Source organism: Caulobacter sp. (assembly GCF_039596335.1).
GTDB lineage: Bacteria > Pseudomonadota > Alphaproteobacteria > Caulobacterales > Caulobacteraceae > Caulobacter.
Genome location: NZ_JBCNJZ010000004.1, coordinates 278,125 through 297,865 on the forward strand (window position 1 = coordinate 278,125; position 19,741 = coordinate 297,865).

General features: G+C 69.6%; 13 protein-coding genes and 1 tRNA gene. 10 read left to right on the forward strand and 4 right to left on the reverse strand.

Annotated features, from left to right (window positions below; genetic code table 11):
- The first annotated feature begins 3 nt into the window (after nt 1-3).
- Nucleotides 4-960, forward strand: coding sequence for a transcriptional regulator GcvA (gene gcvA, locus ABDW31_RS10385; RefSeq protein WP_184721285.1), 957 nt, complete (start codon nt 4-6; stop codon nt 958-960).
- A gap of 50 nt (nt 961-1,010) precedes the next feature.
- Complete coding sequence (locus ABDW31_RS10390; protein WP_184721287.1) at nt 1,011-1,340, forward strand: chorismate mutase; 330 nt, start codon at nt 1,011-1,013, stop codon at nt 1,338-1,340.
- 121 nt (nt 1,341-1,461) lie between these two features.
- Here ABDW31_RS10390 and ABDW31_RS10395 read toward each other — a convergent pair whose 3' ends face one another.
- Nucleotides 1,462-2,289 (reverse strand): TIGR00266 family protein, encoded by an 828-nt coding sequence (locus tag ABDW31_RS10395; RefSeq protein WP_343698651.1) that lies wholly within the window; start codon nt 2,287-2,289, stop codon nt 1,462-1,464.
- A gap of 71 nt (nt 2,290-2,360) precedes the next feature.
- Nucleotides 2,361-2,699 (reverse strand): Hpt domain-containing protein, encoded by a 339-nt coding sequence (locus tag ABDW31_RS10400; RefSeq protein WP_184721291.1) that lies wholly within the window; start codon nt 2,697-2,699, stop codon nt 2,361-2,363.
- Between the two features lie 84 nt (nt 2,700-2,783).
- Here ABDW31_RS10400 and ABDW31_RS10405 point away from each other — a divergent pair.
- From ABDW31_RS10405 to ABDW31_RS10440, 8 genes are all read left to right on the forward strand, one after another.
- Nucleotides 2,784-2,859 (forward strand) — tRNA-Lys (locus ABDW31_RS10405).
- 261 nt (nt 2,860-3,120) lie between these two features.
- Nucleotides 3,121-4,374 carry an efflux RND transporter periplasmic adaptor subunit gene (locus tag ABDW31_RS10410; protein WP_343698652.1) on the forward strand — a complete coding sequence of 418 codons (1,254 nt, stop codon included), beginning with the start codon at nt 3,121-3,123 and terminating at the stop codon, nt 4,372-4,374.
- A 12-nt stretch (nt 4,375-4,386) separates the two neighbouring features.
- The gene (locus ABDW31_RS10415; RefSeq protein ID WP_343698653.1) at nt 4,387-7,512 is read left to right on the forward strand and encodes a multidrug efflux RND transporter permease subunit; all 3,126 of its coding nucleotides are present in this window, start codon (nt 4,387-4,389) and stop codon (nt 7,510-7,512) included.
- Entirely contained in the window at nt 7,509-10,712 is a 3,204-nt protein-coding gene (locus ABDW31_RS10420; protein ID WP_343698654.1) for an efflux RND transporter permease subunit, read from the forward strand. Before ABDW31_RS10415 ends, ABDW31_RS10420 begins: the two co-directional genes overlap by 4 nt.
- The gene (locus ABDW31_RS10425; protein ID WP_343698655.1) at nt 10,712-12,133 is read left to right on the forward strand and encodes an efflux transporter outer membrane subunit; all 1,422 of its coding nucleotides are present in this window, start codon (nt 10,712-10,714) and stop codon (nt 12,131-12,133) included. Before ABDW31_RS10420 ends, ABDW31_RS10425 begins: the two co-directional genes overlap by 1 nt.
- Nucleotides 12,134-12,199: 66 nt before the next feature.
- Nucleotides 12,200-13,399, forward strand: coding sequence for a 3-oxoadipyl-CoA thiolase (gene pcaF / locus ABDW31_RS10430; protein WP_343698656.1), 1,200 nt, complete (start codon nt 12,200-12,202; stop codon nt 13,397-13,399).
- Nucleotides 13,396-14,559, forward strand: coding sequence for an acyl-CoA dehydrogenase family protein (locus ABDW31_RS10435; protein WP_343698815.1), 1,164 nt, complete (start codon nt 13,396-13,398; stop codon nt 14,557-14,559). The genes pcaF and ABDW31_RS10435 overlap by 4 nt, the downstream gene beginning before the upstream one ends.
- The gene (locus tag ABDW31_RS10440) at nt 14,559-15,299 is read left to right on the forward strand and encodes a hypothetical protein (RefSeq protein ID WP_343698657.1); all 741 of its coding nucleotides are present in this window, start codon (nt 14,559-14,561) and stop codon (nt 15,297-15,299) included. The genes ABDW31_RS10435 and ABDW31_RS10440 overlap by 1 nt, the downstream gene beginning before the upstream one ends.
- Here ABDW31_RS10440 and ABDW31_RS10445 read toward each other — a convergent pair.
- Together ABDW31_RS10445 and ABDW31_RS10450 are read right to left on the reverse strand one after the other, a co-directional pair.
- On the reverse strand, nt 15,296-17,635 hold the full coding sequence (locus ABDW31_RS10445; RefSeq protein ID WP_343698816.1) for an FkbM family methyltransferase: 2,340 nt from the start codon (nt 17,633-17,635) through the stop codon (nt 15,296-15,298). The two genes, ABDW31_RS10440 and ABDW31_RS10445, sit on opposite strands and share 4 nt — an antisense overlap.
- 50 nt (nt 17,636-17,685) lie before the next feature.
- Nucleotides 17,686-19,701 carry an N-acetylglucosamine transferase gene (locus ABDW31_RS10450; protein ID WP_343698658.1) on the reverse strand — a complete coding sequence of 672 codons (2,016 nt, stop codon included), beginning with the start codon at nt 19,699-19,701 and terminating at the stop codon, nt 17,686-17,688.
- Nucleotides 19,702-19,741: the final 40 nt, after the last annotated feature.

Sequence of the window (19,741 nt, forward strand, 5' to 3'; positions counted from 1 at the left end):
ACTATGGAAAGACCCAATGAGCGCCGCCGCCTGCCGCCGCTGAACGCCCTTCGCGCGTTCGAGGCTGCGGCTCGCCACCTGAACTTCAGCCGCGCCGCCGACGAACTGTCGGTGACGCCCGGCGCCGTCAGCCAACAGATCCAGAACCTGGAAGACTATGTCGGCGCGGCCCTGTTCAAGCGCACGCCCAAGGGCCTGCTGCTGACCGACGCGGCCCAGACCGCCCTGCCCGCCCTGCGCGAGGCCTTCGACCGCCTGGCCGAGGCCGCCAGCTTGCTCACCGCCGCTGTCGACGGCCGCCGCCTGACCCTGACCGCCGCTCCCTCGTTCGCCGCCAAGTGGCTGGTGCCGCGCCTGGGCAAGTTCGAGCAGGCCCATCCGCAGGTCGATGTCTGGCTGTCGGCCGGCATGGAGGTCGTGGACTTCGCCACCGGCGAGGTCGACATGGCCATCCGCTACGGCTCGGGCCGCTATCCGGGCCTGGAGGTCATCCGCCTGATGCACGAGACCGTCGTGCCGGTCGCCAGCCCCGAACTCCTCGAACAGAACGCCCTGGAGCGTCCCGAGGACCTGGCCCACCACATCCTGCTGCACGACGGCTCGCCCGACGCCGACGACAGCTGCCCCGACTGGGCGATGTGGCTGGCGGCGCGCGGCATCAAGGGCGTCGACGGCGCGCGGGGCCCGCGCTTCAACCAGTCCAGCATGGTCATCGAGGCCGCCGCCAACGGCCGCGGCGTCGCCCTGGCCAAGCGCACCCTGGCCCAGGCCGACCTCGACAGCGGCCGCCTGGTCATCCCGTTCGAGGCCTCCACGGCGGTCGACTTCGCCTATTACGTCGTCCACCCCAAGGCCAAGGGCCGCCTGCCGCAGGTGAAGGCCTTCGTGAACTGGCTGAAGACCGAGTCCGAGGCCCACGAGGCGGCGCTGCAGACCATGGACAACGGTTCGGGGATTTAAGGGTCGCTACGGCTCTGGTTTCTGTCAGCAGAACCGGCTTTAAGGAGCCCATGAAAATCACGACTCTCAACGTCGACGAGCACCTCGCGCCCGCCGACTGTCAGACCATGGCCGATGTGCGCCAGGGCGTGGACGCCCTGGACCGGGCCCTGGTCCAGCTCCTGACCGAGCGTCAGGGCTTCATGGACGCCGCGGCCCGCATCAAGGCCGACCGCTCCAAGGTGTTCGACCGCGCGCGGATCGAGGACGTGGTCGACAAGGTCAAGGCCGCCGCCCGCGAGACCGGCCTGTCGGAAGCCATCGCCGAACCGGTCTGGCGCACGCTGATCGACCGCTGCATCGCCTACGAATACGACAGCTGGGACAAGACGAAGGGGTAAGCGCCCTAACTGTCATCCCGGCCGCAGCGTAGCGGAGAGCCGGGACCGCAACAGGCTCAGAGCTTCCGGCGGTCCCGGCTCGGCGCGCTGCGCGCTTGGCCGGGATGACAGGTTTTACGACTTAGTTCCCGTCGATCATCCGGCCGATGCCGCCCAGCACCGAGCCTTCGCCGCGGTTGCCGCCCTGGCCATTGGCGGCCTGCAACATGCGGCCGGCCAGACGCGCGAACGGCAGGGACTGGATCCAGACCTTCCCCGGACCGCGCAGGCGGGCGAAGAACATGCCCTCGCCGCCAAACAGCACGTTCTTGACGCCGCCGGCCATCACCAGGTCGAAGTCGATGCCGGGCGTATAGGCCGCCACGCAGCCCGTATCGATGTGAAGCTCCTCGCCCGGCTTCAGCTCGCGCTCGACCAGGGCGCCGCCCATCTGGACGAACACCCAGCCATCGCCCTCCAGGCGCTGCATGATGAAGCCTTCGCCGCCGAACAGACCCGTCATCACCCGCTTCTGGAAGTGGATGCCGATCGACACGCCGCGCGCGGCGGCCAGGAAGCTGTCCTTCTGGCAGATCAGCGTGCCGCCCAGCTGACCCAGGTTCAGCGGCAGGATCGAGCCCGGCGTCGGCGAGGCGAAGGCCACGCGCGCCTTGCCCTGGCCGTGATGGGTGAAGACGGTCGTGAACAGGCTCTCGCCAGTGACCAGGCGCTTGCCCGCGCCCAGCAGCTTGCCCATCACCCCGCCGCCCTGGTCGGCCGAGCCGTCGCCAAACACGGTGGTCATCTGGACGCTGGCGTCCTTCCAGACGAAGGCGCCGGCCTCGGCCACGGCGCTCTCGCCCGGGTCCAGCTCGATCTCGACGAACTGAAGCTCCTCGCCCTTGATCTCGAAGTCGATGTCGTCGGCGACACCGGCGCTGCGCTGGTGGCTCCAAGGGCTGGTGGGCATGGCGGTCTCCTGTTGATCTCCCGCCGTTCTACTCAACCAGCGATGCCTCCGCCAATTAAGCCTGCGTCAGACTAGCCCTTCAGCGAACGCAGGGCCTGTTCGTGGGCATAGGCGGCGATGTCCATCAGGGCGACGTCCAGGGCCGTGCGCACGGCCTCCAGGCTCTCCTGCCCCGCCTCGCAGCGCTCGCAGACCTCGCCCAGCTGGAAGGCTCCCACACCACGCGCGGCGCCCTTCACCGTATGGACCGCGTCGCGCCAGCCGGGGTGGGTCGGATCCAGCATCGGGGTCCACAGGGCGGCCTGTTCGCGGAACAGGGCAAGCACCTCATCGACCACGCCGGAATCCCCCGCCGCGAACCCTTCCAGATAGCCGAAATCCACGGCTCCGCTGATATCTCGTCTGGCCATGAAAAAAGCGCTTGCGCTCCCAAATTCATTGAGTATGTTCCGCGCCTCGCCGCCGGGGCTCGCAAGTGCTTCGGACCGTCGAATGGGTGTATAGCTCAGTTGGTAGAGCAGCTGACTCTTAATCAGCGGGTCGTAGGTTCGAATCCTACTACACCCACCATTCTCCTTAAAGTTCAGTAGGTTGAACGGGCCGCGCAAGCGGCCCGGAGCCTCCTTGCCGCGCGCTTCCTCCTCGGATCGAGGACGGTGTTTCGGGTTTCCGACACCCAAGCGGAGCCATATCGGCGTTCGAACATTTCAGCCCTGCAAACTGGCGAACACGTTGGCCGCTTAGAGGTGCGCGGACGTGCGAACGGCGCTCTTCAGGGCGACCCGCCGCCTCCCGCTCTCGCCGCAGCATGCGGCCGCTCGAAGGCTGACGATGACCGACTTCCAGACCACCGCCCCGCGCACGCCCCCGCGCCGCCGGACGCTGATCCTCGGCGGCCTGATCGCCGTGGCGGCCCTGGCCGGGGTGGGCTGGCTGGGCTGGAGCCTCCTGAAGGGCGGCGGCGACGAGGCTGGCGGTCCGGGCGGCGGCTTCGGCGGCGGACGGCGCGGCGGTCCGGCCAGTACGGTCGCGGTGGCCACAGCCAGCGCCACCGACCTGCCGATCATCATCGAGGCCCTGGGCACCGTGACCCCCGCCGCGACCGTGACCGTCCGCCCCCAGGTGTCGGGCGTGATCACGCAGGTGCTGTTCCGTGAAGGCCAGACCGTCCAGCGCGGCCAGCCGCTGATCCAGATCGATCCCCGCCCCTATCAAATGGCGCTGATGCAGGCGCAGGGGAACCTGACCCGCGACGAGGCCCAACTGTCGGCCGCCAGGCTGATCCTGACCCGCTACCAGACCCTGCTGGCCCAGGACTCGATCGCCCGCCAGGAGGTCGACACCCAGGCCGCCACCGTCAAGCAGCTGGAAGGCACCGTGATGGCCGACCGCGCCGCCGTCGGCACGGCTCGCCTGAACGTCGGCTTTGCCCGCATCATCGCCCCGGTCTCGGGCCGCGTCGGCCTGCGGGTCGTGGACGTCGGCAACTATGTCGGGGCCGGCGAGGCCAATGGCGTGGCGGTGATCACCACCGTCTCGCCGATCGACGTCGAGTTCACCGTGCCCCAGGACGACGTGCCGCGCGTCGCCGCCCGCCAGGGCCGCGCCGCCCTGCCGGTCGTCGCCCTGGACCGCACCCGGACCAACACCCTCGACCGCGGGACCTTCTCGACCCTGGACAACCTGGTCGACACCGGCACCGGCACCGTCCGCGCCAAGGCCCGCTTCCCGAATGCTTCGGGGGCCTTGTTCCCCAGCCAGTTCGTCAATGTCCGCATGGAGTTGGACAGCGTGAAGGGCGCAGTCGTCGTGCCCGCCACCGCCGTGCGCCAGAGCAGCCAGGGCTCTTTCGTCTGGCTCTTGAACCAGGACCAGACCGTCTCGCGCCGCGCCGTGAAGACCGGCCAGTCCACCGGCGTCCAGGTGCAGATCACCGAGGGCCTGAAGGCCGGCGACAAGGTCATCACCGAAGGTGGCGACCGCCTGCGCGACGGTGGCAAGGTGCAACTGCCGGGCGCCCGACCGCAGGGGCAAGGCAAGGGTCCCGGCCAAGGCGGCGAGCGCCGTCGCCAGCGTCCGGAATAGTCGGCCATACCGATGAACCCCTCGCGTCCCTTCATCCTGCGGCCGGTCGCCACGGCCCTGTTCATGGCGGCCATCGTGCTGGCCGGCCTGGTCGGCTTCCGGCTGCTGCCGCTGTCGGCCCTGCCGCAGGTCGACTACCCCACCATCCAGGTCCAGACTCTGTACCCCGGGGCCAGTCCGGAGGTGATGAGCCAGACCGTCACCGCCCCTCTCGAGCGGCAATTGGGCGAGATGTCGGGCCTGGCCCGGATGAGCTCGGTCAGCACCGCCGGCGCCTCGGTCATCACCCTGCAGTTCAATCTGGGCGAGACGCTGGACGTCGCCGAGCAGGAGGTGCAGGCCGCCATCAACGCCGGCAACGCCCTGCTGCCGGCCGACCTGCCCGCCCCGCCGGTCTATGCCAAGGTCAATCCGGCCGACGCGCCGGTCCTGACCCTGGCCATCACCTCCGACACCCTGCCGCTGACCGAGGTGCAGAACCTGGTCAACACCCGCCTGGCCCAGAAGATCAGCCAGGTCTCGGGCGTCGGCCTCGTCAGCCTCTCGGGCGGCCAGCGTCCGGCCATGCGCATCCAGGCCGACACGCAAGCCATGGCCAGCTACGGCCTGACCCTGGCCGACGTGCAGAGCGCCATCAGCGCCAGCAACGCCAACAGCGCCAAGGGCAGCTTCGACGGCCCCAGCCGCAGCTACACCATCAACGCCAACGACCAGCTGCTGACCGTCGACGACTACAGGAACCTGGTCGTCACCTGGAAGAACAACGCCCCGGTCCGCCTCAGCGACATCGCCCAGGTGGTCGAGAGCGCCGAGAACACCCGCCTGGGCGCCTGGGCCGGCAAGACCCCGGCGATCATCGTCAACGTCCAGCGCCAGCCCGGCGCCAACGTCATCAAGACCGTCGACGCCATCAAGGCCAAGCTGCCCGAGCTGCAAGCCGGCCTGCCCGCCACCCTGGACGTCCAGGTGCTGGCCGACCGCACCGCCGGCATCCGCGCCTCGGTCCACCATGTGGAGCTGGAGCTGCTGCTGGCCGTGGCCATGGTCGTGCTGGTGATCTTCTTCTTCCTGCACAGCCTGCGCGCCACGGTGATCGCCAGCCTGGCCGTGCCGATCTCGCTGATCGGCTCGTGCGGGGTGATGTACCTGCTGGGCTTCTCGCTCAACAACCTCAGCCTGATGGCCCTGACCATCGCGACCGGCTTCGTCGTCGACGACGCCATCGTCATGATCGAGAACATCAGCCGCCACCTGGAGAAGGGCGTAAAGCCCATGGAGGCGGCGCTGAAGGGCGCGAAAGAGATCGGCTTCACGATCATCTCGCTGACCATCTCGCTGATCGCCGTGCTGATCCCGCTGCTGTTCATGGGCGACGTGGTGGGGCGGCTGTTCCGCGAGTTCGCCATCAGCCTTTCGATCACCATCCTGATCTCGGCCGTGGTCTCCCTGACCCTGACCCCGATGATGGCCGCCCGCTGGCTGACCGCCCATCCGGAACAACAGACCAAGGGCTTCAGCAAGAAGGTCCAGGACGCTTTCGAGCGGGTCGAGGCCCGCTACGAGAAAGCGCTGGAATGGGTGCTGCAGCGCCAAAAGGCCACCCTGGTCGTCGCCGTGCTGACCCTGGTGCTGACCGCCCTGCTCTATCTGGTCATCCCCAAGGGCCTGTTCCCGACCCAGGACACCGGCCAGCTGCAGGCCCGCACCGAGATGTCCCAATCGGTGTCCTACACCCGCATGGCGGCCCTGCAGCAGCAGGCGGCCGAGGCGATCCTGGACGATCCGGCGGTCGAGAACGTGGCCTCGTTCATCGGCGTCGACGGCGCCAACAACGCCATGCTGCATACCGGCCAGATGCAGATCAACCTGAAGGCCGACCGCTCCGGCTCGCAGGAAAAGATCATGCAGCGGCTGCGCGAGCGCGTGGCCGAAGTGCCCGGCGTGACGCTGTACCTGCAACCGACCCAGGACCTGACCATCGACGCCGAAAGCGGCCCGACCCAATACCGCCTGTCGCTGGAAGGCGCCGACACCGCCACCATCAAGGAATGGGCCGGCAAGCTGACCGCCGAGCTGGCCAATCTCAAGTCTGTTCGCAACGTCTATTCCGACGCCTCGGCCACCGGCCAGGCGGCGTTCGTGGACATCGACCGCGACACCGCCGCGCGCCTGTCGATCACCGCCTCGGACGTCGACGACGCCCTCTACAGCGCCTTCGGCCAGCGGATCGTCTCGACCATCTTCACCGAGACCAACCAGTACCGGGTGATCCTGGAGGCCAAGCCCGGCCTGCTGACCGATCCCGCCAGCCTGGGCGCGCTGAACCTGAAGACGGGTGGCGGCTCGCCCGCCCCGCTGACGGCGTTCTCGACCATCAAGACCCAGCAAGCCCCGCTGCAGGTGACCCACGTCGCCCAGTTCCCGGCCACCACCATCGGCTTCGACACCGCGCCGGGCGTGTCGCTGGGCCACGCGGTCGGCGAGATCCGCAAGGCGATGAAGGCCATCGACATGCCGGTCGCCGTCACCCACACCTTCCTCGGCGCGGCGGGGGCCTATGAAAGCTCGCTGTCGAACCAGCTGTGGCTGATCCTGGCGGCCGTGGTCTGCGTCTATATCGTGCTGGGCGTGCTCTATGAGAGCTACATCCACCCGATGACCATCCTGTCGACCCTGCCCTCGGCCGGGGTCGGGGCGCTGCTGGCCCTGTGGATCACCGGCAACGACCTGGGCGTCATCGGCATCATCGGCATCATCCTGCTGATCGGCATCGTCAAGAAGAACGCGATCATGATGATCGACTTCGCCATCGACGCCGAACGCAACGAGGGGCTCAGCCCCCACGACGCCATCTTCCAGGCCGCCGTGCTGCGTTTCCGCCCCATCCTGATGACCACCCTGGCGGCCCTGTTCGCCGCCGTGCCGCTGATGCTGGGCTTCGGCGAGGGCGCCGAGCTGCGCCGGCCGCTGGGCATCGCCATCTTCGGCGGGCTGCTGCTGAGCCAGCTGCTGACCATCTTCACGACGCCTGTCGTCTATCTGGCCTTCGACCGCCTGGCGCCCAGCGTCCGCCGCGAGCGCAAGGACGACGACACGATCCCGGGTGAGCCCGAGGCCCTGCCGGGGGCGCCGTCGTGAACCTGTCGGGGCCCTTCATCAAGCGGCCGGTCGCCACGGTTCTGCTGACCATCGGCATCGCCCTGGCCGGCATCGCCGCCTTCCTGGTGCTGCCGGTCTCGCCCCTGCCGCAGGTGGACTATCCGACGGTCTCGGTCTCGGCCAGCCTGTCGGGGGCCAGCCCCCAGACCATGGCCTCCAGCGTCGCCACGCCGCTGGAACGGCGGCTGGGCACGATCGCCGGCGTCAACGAGATGACCTCGCAGAGCTCGACGGGCTCGACCCGGGTGACCCTGCAGTTCGACCTGAACCGCAAGATCGACGGCGCCGCGCGCGAGGTGCAGGCCGCCATCAACGCCGCGCGCGCCGACCTTCCCGCCACGCTGCGCAGCAACCCGACCTATCGCAAGGCCAACCCGTCCGACTCGCCAGTGATCATCCTGGCCCTGACCTCGGACACCAAGACCCCCGGCCAGATCTACGACGCGGTGTCCAACATCGTCGCCCAGCGCCTGGCCCAAGTGACCGGCGTCGGCGAGGTCGAGATCGGCGGCGGTTCGCTGCCGGCCGTGCGCATCTCAGCCAATCCGTTCCTGCTGAACCAGTACGGCGTGTCGATGGAGGACGTCCGCGCCGCGATCCAGTCGGCCAACGCCAACCGCCCCAAGGGTGCGCTGGAGGGCAGCGGCCAGCGCTACCAGATCTACACCTCGGGCGCGGGTCGCAAGGCCGCCGACTATGCCGGCCTGGTCGTGGCCTGGCGCGGCGATGTCGGGGTCAGGCTGTCGGACGTCGCCGACGTCACCGACAGCGTCGCCGACACCCGCACGCTGGGCCTGTTCAACGGGCAGCCGGCCATCATCGTGCTGCTGACCGCCCAGCCGGGCGCCAACATCATCCAGACCGTCGATAGCGTCCGCGCCGTCCTGCCCGAGCTGCGCGCCCAGCTGCCCAGCGACATCCAGGTGGCCGTGGCCAGCGACCGCACCAACTCGATCCGCGCCTCGCTGCACGAGATCGAATTCACCCTGCTGATCACCCTTGTGCTGGTCATCCTGGTGGTCAGCGCCTTCCTGCGCAGCGCCCGGGCGACCTTCATCCCGGCAGCGGCGACCATCGTCTCGCTGCTGGGCACGTTCGGAGTGATGTATTTCCTGGGCTTCAGCCTCAACAACCTGTCCCTGATGGCCATCACGGTGGCCACCGGCTTCGTGGTCGACGACGCCATCGTGGTGCTGGAGAACACCGCCCGCCACATGGAGCGGGGCATGGACCGCTTCGCCGCCGCCCTCTTGGGCGCGCGCGAGGTCGGGTTCACGGTGCTGTCGATCAGCGTCTCGCTGGTCGCCGTGTTCATCCCCCTGCTGTTCATGGGCGGCCAGGTCGGGCGCCTCTTCCGCGAGTTCGCCGTCACCCTGTCGGCGGCGGTGCTGATCTCGCTGGTCATCTCGCTGACCACCACGCCGATGATGTGCGCCTATCTGCTGCGCCCGCACCAGAAGAAGGAGGGCCGTATCGGCCGCTTCTTCGAGGCCGCGTTCGACCGCATCCACCGCTTCTACGAGGGCTGCCTGGACTGGGCGCTGCACGCCAAGCCGCTGGTCATCGCCATCCTGATCGCGGTGATCGGCATGACCGCCTGGCTCTATATCGCCGTGCCCAAGGGCTTCTTCCCGCAGCAGGACAGCGGCCAGCTGATGGCCGGCATCCGCGCCGACCAGTCGGTCTCGTCCCAGGCCATGCAGCAGAAGCTGCGCCAGGTGGTCGAGATCATCCGCAAGGACAAGGCCGTCGACACCGTGGTCGGCTTCACCGGCGGCGGCCGCGCGGGCGGCGGCTTCATGTTCGTGAACCTGAAGCCGATCAAGGAACGCAAGGAAAAGGGCTCGGCCGTCATCGCCCGCCTGCGGCCGCAGCTGCAGAAGGTCACCGGCCTGAACGTCTTCCTCAACCCAACCCAGGACCTGCGCATGGGCGGGCGGCAGAGCAATTCGACCTATCAGTACACCCTGACCAGCGACAGCAGCGCCGACCTCAAGGAATGGGCCGCCAAGCTGGCCGAGGCCATGAAGGCGCGCGGCGACGTGATGACCGACGTCGATTCCGATCAGCAGGAGAACGGCGTCGAGACCCTGGTGACCATCGACCGCGACAGCGCCTCGCGCATGGGCATCACGCCGCGCGACGTCGACAACGCGCTCTACAACGCCTTCGGCCAGCGTCAGGTCGCGACCATCTATGAGGACGTCAACCAGTACGCGGTGATCCTGGAGTGGAACCAGAAGTTCGCCCAAGGCCCCGAGGCGCTGAACGACGTGCGCGTGCCGACCAAGCCCGCCGCGACGACCGAGACATCCGCCACCGAGACCACGCAGACCAGCGTCAATCCGGCTCTGCGCGATCCCTCCACCGGCTCGGCCCTGAACACCGCCGCCACGGCCATGACCCCGCTGCCGGCCATCGCCAGCGTCTCGCAGAACGCCACCCCGACCTCGGTCAACCACCAGAACGGAGAGCTGGCCACGACGGTCTCGTTCAACCTAGCCGAGGGCAAGGCCCTGACCGACGCCCGCCTGGCCATCCAGGAGGCCGAGGCGTCGATCGGCATGCCGACCAGCGTGCGCGGCAGCTTCCAGGGCAGCGCCCGCGCCGCCGACGACCAGATGAAGCAGCAGCCGATCCTGATCCTGGCCGCGATCGTGGCGATCTACATCGTGCTGGGCATTCTCTACGAGAGCTACGTCCACCCGATCACGGTGCTGTCCACCCTGCCCGCCGCCGGCGTCGGGGCCGTGATCGCCCTGCTGATCTTCAAGATGGAGTTCTCGGTCATCGCCCTGATCGGGGTCTTCCTGCTGCTGGGCATCGTCAAGAAGAACGCCATCCTGATCATCGACTTCGCCCTGGACGCCCAGCGCAGCCGAGGGCTGTCGGCCCAGGACGCCGTGCGCGAAGCCAGCCTGCTGCGCTTCCGCCCCATCCTGATGACCACCCTGGCCGCCGCCCTGGGGGCCCTGCCCCTGGCCATCGGCTTTGGCGAAGGCGCCGAGCTGCGCCGTCCGCTGGGCGTGGCCATCATCGGCGGCCTGATCGCCAGCCAGGTCCTGACCCTGATCACTACCCCCGTCGTCTATGTCTATCTCGACCGCCTGCGCGGCAAGAAGCGCAAGGACGAGCGACATCTGACGACCCACTCGACCCACGCGCCGGAGCCTGCCTGATGACCTCTCTTCGACTGCTCGGCGCCGTCTCCATGCTCGCCCTGCTGAGCGCCTGCTCGCTGACGCCGGCCTATGAGACCCCCGCCCTGAAGACCGCCGCCCCGGCCCAGTTCAAGGCCATGGAGGGCTGGAAGGCCGCTGAGCCGTCCGACCACATCGATCGCGGCGACTGGTGGACCCTGCTGAGCGACGCGCAGCTGAACGCCTTGGCCGAGCGGGTGAAGGTGGACAACCAGACCATCGCCGCCGCCGAGGCCAATTACCGCCAGGCCCGCGCCCTGGTGCGCCAGCAGCGCGCCGGCCTGTTCCCGACCATCGACCTTTCCGGCTCGGGCACCCGCTCGGGCGGCGGCGGCACGACCAGCGCGCCGGGCGCGGGCGGCAACACCCGGGCTGGCGACACCCAGCGCTATCAGGTCGGCATCGGCGCCAGCTGGGAGCCGGACGTCTGGGGCCGCATCCGCGCGGGCATCAGCGGGGCCAAGGCCAGCGCGGAGGCCAGCGAGGCCGACCTCGCCGCCGCCCGCCTGTCGGCCCAGGGCGAGCTGGCCACCAGCTATCTGGGCCTGCGCCGCGCCGACGCCGAGATCGCCATGATCGCCGCCACGGTCGAGGGCTACCAGCGCGTGGTCCAGATCACCCAGAACCGCTACGACGCCGGCATCGCCCCGCGCTCGGACGTGCTGCAGGCCCAGAGCACCCTGGCCACCGCCCGCTCGACCCTGGAAGGCCTGACCCAGGACCGCACCACCTTCGAGAACGCCATCGCTGTCCTGGTGGGCGAGCCGGCCAGCACCTTCCGCCTGGCCGCCGACACCACGTGGAAGCCGGCCCCGTTGGAGATCCCGGTTGGCGTGCCCTCGACCCTGCTGGAGCGCCGTCCCGACGTCGCCGCCGCCGAGCGCCGGGTGGCCGCCGCCAATGCCGACATCGGCGTGGCCCGCGCCGCCTACTTCCCGACCTTCAGCCTGACCGCTCGGGGCAGCTCGACCTCCAGCGAGCTGGGCAATCTGCTGACCACGACGGCCAACACCTGGTCGCTGGGGCTGAGCGTGGCCCAGACCCTGTTCGACGCCGGCGCCCGCCGCGCCCAGGTCGCCCAGAGCCGCGCGGCCTATGACGCCGCCGCCGCCAACTACCGCCAGACCGCCCTCACCGCCTTCGAGGACGTCGAGAACCAGCTGATGGCCGCCCGCACCCTGGAGCGGCAGTACGCCCTGCAGCTGGAAGCCTCCCAAGCCGCCGACCAGACCGAGCAGATGCTGCTGAACCAGTACCGCGCCGGCCAGGTGGTGTTCACCGACGTGGTCAACGCCCAGGCCTCGGCCCTGTCGGCCCGACGCACCCTGCTGACCACGGCGGTCTCGCGCCAGACGACGGCGGTAGCCCTGGTCCAGGCCCTGGGCGGCGGCTGGCGCTAAAAGTCGTTGAAGCCCTCCCGTCGCGACTCTAACACTTGTTTGAGCGCATGACGGGAGAGCCTTGGGATGACGACCGCCTATCTCTGTGACGGGATCCGCACGCCGTTCGGGCGCTATGGCGGGTCCCTCGCCAATGTCCGCGCCGACGACCTGGCTGCTATTCCGCTGAGGGCCCTGGCGGCGCGCAACCCGGGCCTGGACCTGGCCGCCATCGACGAGGTGGTGCTAGGCGGCGCCAACCAGGCCGGCGAGGACAATCGCAACGTCGCCCGCATGGGCCTGCTGCTGGCCGGCTGGCCCGTCTCCGTGCCCGGCGTCACCGTCAACCGCCTGTGCGCCTCGGGCCTGGAGGCCATCGGCTACGCCGCCCGCGCCATCCTGTCGGGCCACAACGACCTGGTGGTCGCCGGCGGGGCCGAGAGCATGACCCGCGCCCCGTTCGTGATGGGCAAGGCCGACAGCGCCTTCTCGCGCAATGCCGAGATCTTCGACACCACCATCGGCTGGCGGTTCATCAACCCGGCGATGCGCAAGGCCTATGGCGTCGACACCATGCCCGAGACGGCCGAGAACGTCGCCGCAGACTATGGCGTGAACCGCGAGGACCAGGACGCCTTCGCCCTGCGCAGCCAGATACGCGCGGCCGCCGCTCAAGCCTCGGGTTTCCTGGCCGGCGAGATCACCCCCGTCGAGATCCCCGGCAAGGCCGGTCCCACCGTCTTCGACCGCGACGAGCATCCGCGCGAGACGACCCTCGAAGCGCTGGCGAAGCTGAAGCCGATCGTCCGCGAAGGCGGCACGGTGACGGCCGGCAACGCCTCGGGCGTCAATGACGGCGCGGTGGCCCTGATCGTCGCCTCCGAAGACGCCGTCAAGCGCCACGGCCTGACCCCGCGCGCCCGCATCACCGGCTACGCCACCGCCGGTGTCGAGCCGCGCGTCATGGGCATCGGCCCCGTCCCCGCCGTCCAGAAGCTGCTGGCCAGGACCGGCCTCACGATCAGCGACTTCGACACCGTCGAGCTCAACGAGGCTTTCGCCGCCCAGGGGCTGGCGGTGCTGCGCCAGTTGGGCTTGCCCGACGACGGCGACCACGTGAACCCGAACGGCGGCGCCATCGCCCTGGGCCACCCACTCGGCGCGTCCGGCGCGCGCCTGGTGCTGACGGCATTGCGCCAGCTGGAAGCCACCGACGGCAAGCGGGGCCTGGCCACCCTGTGCATCGGCGTCGGCCAAGGCGCAGCGCTGGCCTTCGAGCGGGTCTGATGCAGGCTGACGCCGAACTGATCGAGGCCCTGCGCCAGACGGTGCGGGCCCTGTGCCGCGACTTCCCGCCCGCCTACTGGCGCGGGCTGGATCGCGAGAAGGCCTATCCGACCGGCTTCGTGGCGGCGATGACCAAGGCCGGCCTGCTGGGCGTGCTGATCCCGGAAGCGTACGGCGGCGGCGGCCTGGGCCTGACCGCGGCGGCGGCGATCCTGGAAGAGGTCCACGCCAGCGGCGGCAACGCCGCGGCCCTGCATGCTCAGATCTACACCATGGGCACAATCCTGCGGCACGGCTCGGCGGCGCAGAAGGATCAATGGCTGCCGAAGATCGCCGACGGCTCGATCCGTTTGCAGGCCTTCGGCGTCACCGAGCCCACCGCCGGCACCGACACCACCTCGATCTCGACCTTCGCCCGGCGCGACGGCGACAGCTACGTCATCAACGGCCAGAAGGTGTGGACCAGCCGGGCCGAGCATTCCGACCTGATGGTGCTTCTGGCCCGCACCACGCCCAAGGATCAGGTCGCGCGCAAGGCCGACGGCCTGTCGGTGTTCCTGGTCGACATGCGCACGGCTAAGGGCGCCGGCCTGACGATCAAGCCGATCGCCACCATGCTGAACCACGCCACCACCGAAATCTTCTTCGACAATCTGGTGATCCCGGCCGATTGCCTGATCGGCGAGGAAGGCAAGGGTTTCCGCTATATCCTGGACGGCATGAACGCCGAGCGGATCCTGATCGGGGCCGAGTGCCTGGGCGACGCCGCCTGGCTGATCGGCAAGGCCCGCGACTACGCCAACAGCCGCGTCGTATTCGGCCGGCCGATCGGCCAGAACCAGGGCGTACAGTTCCCGATCGCCCGCGCCTATGCCCAGACCCACGCCGCCCGCCTGACGGTCTATGACGCCGCCGCCCGCTACGACACAGGGGAGCCGTGCGGCGAGCAGGCCAATATCGGCAAGATGCTGGCCTCCGAGGCCTCGTGGGCGGCCGCCGACATGTGCTTGCAGACCCACGGCGGCTTTGGCTTCGCCGAGGAGTACGACATCGAGCGCAAGTTCCGCGAGACGCGCCTCTACCAGGTGGCCCCGATCTCGACGAACCTGATCCTGGCCTACGTCGCCGAGCACGTGCTCGGCCTGCCCCGGTCGTACTGATGATCCTGGCGGCGAGCGACCTGGCGCGGCTGGCGGCGGTGCTCGACCGGCCCGAGGCGCCGACGGAGGTTCCGCCGGCCTGGCATTGGGCGTGTCTGGCGAGGCCCGTCCGACGCTCGGACCTCGGTCCCGACGGCCACCCGAAGCGCGATCCGGCCCTGCCGCCCCGGCGGATGTTCGCGGCGTCCGACCTGCGGTTTGCGGGACCGCTGCGGCCGGGCCAGGACACCGATCTGGTCGAGACCGTCGCCGCCGTCGAGCAGAAGGCCGGCGCCAGCGGTCTGCTGACCTTCGTGACCCTGGAGCGGACCTTCAGCCAAGCCGGCGCGGTGCGGGTGACCGAGCGCCAGACCATCGTCTACACCGCCGCCCCGCCCGCGCCGCGCACGCCGGACGAACTCCCGGCAGCGGCCGAATGGAGCGTCGAGACCCCCACCGATCCCGTGCTGCTGGCGGCCTTCTCGGCGGCGACCAGCAACACCCACCGCATCCACTACGATCAGGCCTATGCGACGGGTGTCGAGGGCTATCCGGGCCTCGTCGTCCACGGGCCACTGATCGCGCTGCTGCTGCTGGAGGCCATGCCAAAGCGACCGCTGACGCGGTTCTCGTTCCGCGCCCTCAAGCCCGCCTTCGCCGGCGAGACCATCACCGCCCAAGGCCGCCTGATCGATGGCGGCGCCGAGCTGTGGGCGACCTGCGACGGCGCGGTGCTGATGAAGGCTAAGGCGACCTTCTAGGGCTCCAGCGTCGACATATCGAAGCCGTGGTACAGCGACAGGAACCGGAACGGGTGACCGGGGACGTACTCGTTGAACATCACGTTGTTGATGTCGCTCGCGGTGTCGAAGGTCCCGATCTTGGCGTCCGGCGCGTGCAGGGCCAGGTGGTGGCGGGCCAGGTTGAGGGCGACCTGGTCGATCCAGCGGGTCACCGTCTCGCGCGACAGCCGCTCGTCCAGATAGGCCCGCAGCCAGCGCAGCAGGATCGCCGTCGCCGCCGTCGGGCGGGCCAATAGCAGGTTGGCGGTGATGCGCGAGCCGGCCTGGACGTTGCGGTCGTTCTCGTTGATCACCAGGTCGGCGTCGGCCCACTGATCCAGGAGATCGGCCACGCCGCGCTGTAGCAAGAGATCGATGTCCGACACGAACACCGGCCGGCCCAGCAGGTCCAGCAGCGCCCCCAGGCGCTGGAAGCGCACCGACTGATAGTGGGCGACCGGGATCTCGATCAGGCCCTTGGGCGGCGCCTCGTAGCACTGGGTCGTGACTGAAGACGCGTCGAAGTCGTCGCCGGTGAAGACCACCCGCGGATCGTCGATCCCCACCGCCGCCACGGCGTCAGCCAGACGGTCGGCGCCGCCGATCACGTGGATGACCACCAGGAACGGCGTGTCCGAATGCTTGATCACCGACAGGGCCAGCAGACGGGCATAGAGCTCGACATAGCGCAGGTCGGCGGCGGCGAAGAACACCACCTGGGCGCCTTGCGCATCGGCATGGGCCTGGAGGCCGGCCGCGTCGAGCACCTGGCCGTCGCCGGTCATGAAGGTCTGCGGACCGTCGTCGCGGACGGCCGGCGTCGGGCCGTCGATGGCGGCGCCGGCCAGGGCCTCGGTCACCACGCGATAGTGGATCACCCAGTCGGTCCAGTCGGCGTCGGGGGCCTCGACCTTCAGGGCCAGGGCCTCGTCCAGCAGGGCCTCGAACAGGGCCAGACGCTGGGCCGTCAGCGGCTGGCACAGGATCAGGCTGGCCGCGTCATGATAGTATTTCAGCCGGCCCAGGGGATGTAGGCCGCTGCCGGCGTCGCGCGCGGTGGCGACCGCCTGGCCCAGGGCGATGTCGAGATCGACCGCCGCCTCGACGGCGGGCGGGGCGGCGTCGCCGGACACGCCTTCGTAGAACCGGCCCAGCATGGCCAGGGCCTGGTCGCGGGGCGGCCAGGCCCCCTCCCCGCCCACGAGCTCGAAGGCCAGCCCGCCGCGCCAGCCGACCTGCAGCTCGAACCGCTCGGGCGCCTGGGCCCAGACGGCCTCGCCGGGGAAGGTCAGGTGCTCGATCAGCGGCGTCTTGGGGGCCAGGCTGAGGACCGCGCCGGCATGGTCGGCGCCCCAGCGGTGATGGGCGTAGCCGCGATGCGCGGCCTCGGGCTTGAGCGCCTCCAGATAGCGCGACGGCGTCGTCATCCAGCCGGCTTCGGCGATCAGCGGCAGGCGCTCCAGAAGCACCGACGGCCGGGCCAGGGTCTGCAGCACGTGCGGCGCGACGCAGTAGTCGAAGCGGCCGTGGCGGGCGACATGGGCCAGGATGGCGCGATAGCTGTCCGGATCCGACAGGTCCCCGCCCAGGCCCGCGTCGCGCAGGTCCGCCGGCCAGCCGGGCGGACCGCCGTCCACCAGCAGCACGCGGAAGTCCGGGTTCTGGGCCTTGCGGGTCCGGAGGTGGTCGATGAGGCCGGAGAGGTCGTTCAGCGCCGTCAGCCGACCGAACTGCGCCGCCCTGGCCGTACGGCGGCGGAACAGCAGGTCCATCTGCAGCAGACCGCCGTCCTGTACGCCGCGCAGGCGGTGGAAGTCGGTGACGTCGACGGGGACGAAGCCCAGGGCCGCCAGCTGGGCGAACACCGCCTCGGCCGGGGCCGCGCCGGCGTTGTAATTCACCAGCGACACCTCGATCAGGATGTAGTCAGCCTGGCGCAGCACGGTCTCGCCGCCGCGCAGCACGTCCAGCTCCGAGCCCTGCGTGTCGATCTTCACGAAGTCGAAGCGGCGGCCGGGGAACAGGTCGTCCAGCCGCGCCTTGCGCACCGGCTGGCGGATCGTCACCTCGTCGCGGAAGAAGTCGGTGTTCTCGCGATAGAGCGAGGTGCCCGTCGACTGCAGCCACTCCTTGGTCAGGAACAGCTCGGCCTCGCCGTTCTCGTCTGAGGCGGCGGCCATGTGCCGCTCGAACGGCAGCTTGGCCAGCGCCTCTTCGCAGTAGGGATTGGGCTCGACCAGGGTCGGGGCGCAGTCCGGAAAGGCCTGGACGAAGGCGGCCGAGAAGCTGCCGATGTGGGCGCCGACGTCCAGCATCGTGCGCGGCGCATAGCCGTCGAACTTCAGCGCTTCCAGCTGCTGGCGGTTCACTGGCCACCGTCCCAGAGGCGACCATCGGCGGGCAGCGCCTTCAGCGCGTGGCGGCGGGCCAGCTCCTGGCGATAGAGGCCGTCCAGGTCCGGCTCGGCCTGCATCTCGCGCGCGTCCTCGTCCAGGGCCAGGCCGATATCCAGATAGACCGGCAGGTTGGTCAGGTTCGGCCGGGGCCGCTGGCCGGCCTGGTGTTCGGCGATCATCTCGCCGTACAGGGCTTCCAGCTTGCTGGCGAGCAGGTCCATGTCGAACAGCACGCAGGTGTCGCGGTTGGCCGCCAGGGTCGCGCGCATCGCGTCGGCCTTGGCGCGGTCCGAGCCGATTTCGACGGCCTTGTCGACATAGGCCTGGCCGCTGTCGACGACCAGCTCGGGCAGGCCGGCGGCCGAGACCAGGCTGCCGCAGACGCGCGAGGCGAAGCAGCGGCCCGACCAGGTCAGGACTGGCACGGACATCCACAGTGCGTCCGAGGCCGTGGTGTGGGCGCCGTAAGGGGTGGTGTCCAGGAACAGGTCCGCCAGGCGATAGCGCGCCAGGTGGAAGGCGTTCTGCATCTTCGGCGCAAAGACCAGACGCATCCGGTCGACGCCGCGCGCCTGGGCCGCATCGCGCAGGCGCGCATTGGTCTCGGGATTGCTGTCCAGCAGCCAGAGCACGCTGCCGGGCGTGCGCTTAAGGATCTCCATCCAGCGGTCGAAGACGTGAGGCGTGATCTTCTGCGTGCCGTTGAAGCAGCAGAACACGAAGCCGTCCTCGGGCAGGCCGGCCTCGGCGCGGGTCGGGCATTCGTCGGCCACCTTCCGGCGGCGGTCGTTGGGCTGGTAGCAGGGAATGCGGCGCACGGCCTCGGAGTAGTAGTGCTCCATCTCGGGCGGAATGACCGCCGGATCGCCGATGATATAGTGGTGGTAATCGCTGCCCATGGTGCCGGGATAGCCCAGCCAATTGACCAGGATTGGGGCCGGACGGCGGGCGAAGACCGAGGTGCGGGCGTCGCGCGTGTGACCGTTGACGTCCACGAGGATGTCGATGCCGTCGTCGGCGATGCGTTGGGCGGCCTCGTCGTCGGTCATCGGGCGAATGTCGGTGAAGTGCTCGGCCGCGGCGCGGATGCGGGTGTTCAGGCCGTCGCTGGACTCCTGCCCGCAGTAGTAGGCGAAGACCTCGACCTTGGACTTGTCGTGGACCTCGAACAGTTCGGCCATCAGATAGCCGACGGCGTGGTCGCGCAGGTCCGACGAGATGTAGCCGATGCGCGGACGGCGGCCGGTCAGGTCGATGGGCGCATCGCGGCGGTCGGCGCGGATCTGCTCGGGCGTGACCTTGGCCTCGCGCTCGCTGAAGCGGTTGCCGGCGGCCAGCTGCAGCAGCGGATCATCGGTGTAGGCGGCCACCGACAGCGGATTGACGCCCGACAGCAGGGTCTCGCGGCTGAGGCGCTCGCTGGGCTGGACGGCGGGCCACTTGCATTGCCCCAGGCGCGTGGCGACCAGCTGGCCGATCACGTCCATGGCGTGCGGGTCCAGATCGGCGGCGCGCTGCAACGCCAGCTCGGCGCGCGAAGGCTGCTGGAGGTCGCCCAGCACACGGGCGATCTGCTTTAGGCAGGTGAAGGCATAGCTGACGCTCAGGCCGTTCATCACCGCCGGCCGGTTGGCGCCCGCCTCCCAGGTGGCGATGGCCAGCTCGTGCAGGCCCAGGCGCTCCTGCAGGCCGCCCAGATTGACATAGGCCGGCAGGAAGTCGGCGTTCAGCGCGATCGCCGCCTCCAGCGAGGCCACGGCCCCGGCGTTGTCGCCCAGGTTGGACTGCAGGACCGCGCGGTTGAAGTGCGCCACGCACAGCTGCGGGTTTTCGGAATGGAAGCGGATCCAGACCTTGTAGGCCTGGTCAGCCAAGGCGGGCTGCCCGCCCTCTGTCAACCGTATGGCCAGGGCGATCAGGTCGCCCAGCGGACAGGAGTCCGCGGTCACGGTGCTGATGAGATCCAGCGTATCGACGTCGGCCATGGTCTTCCCGGGTACGAAAAGCGGTGGGCGTTCGCACACG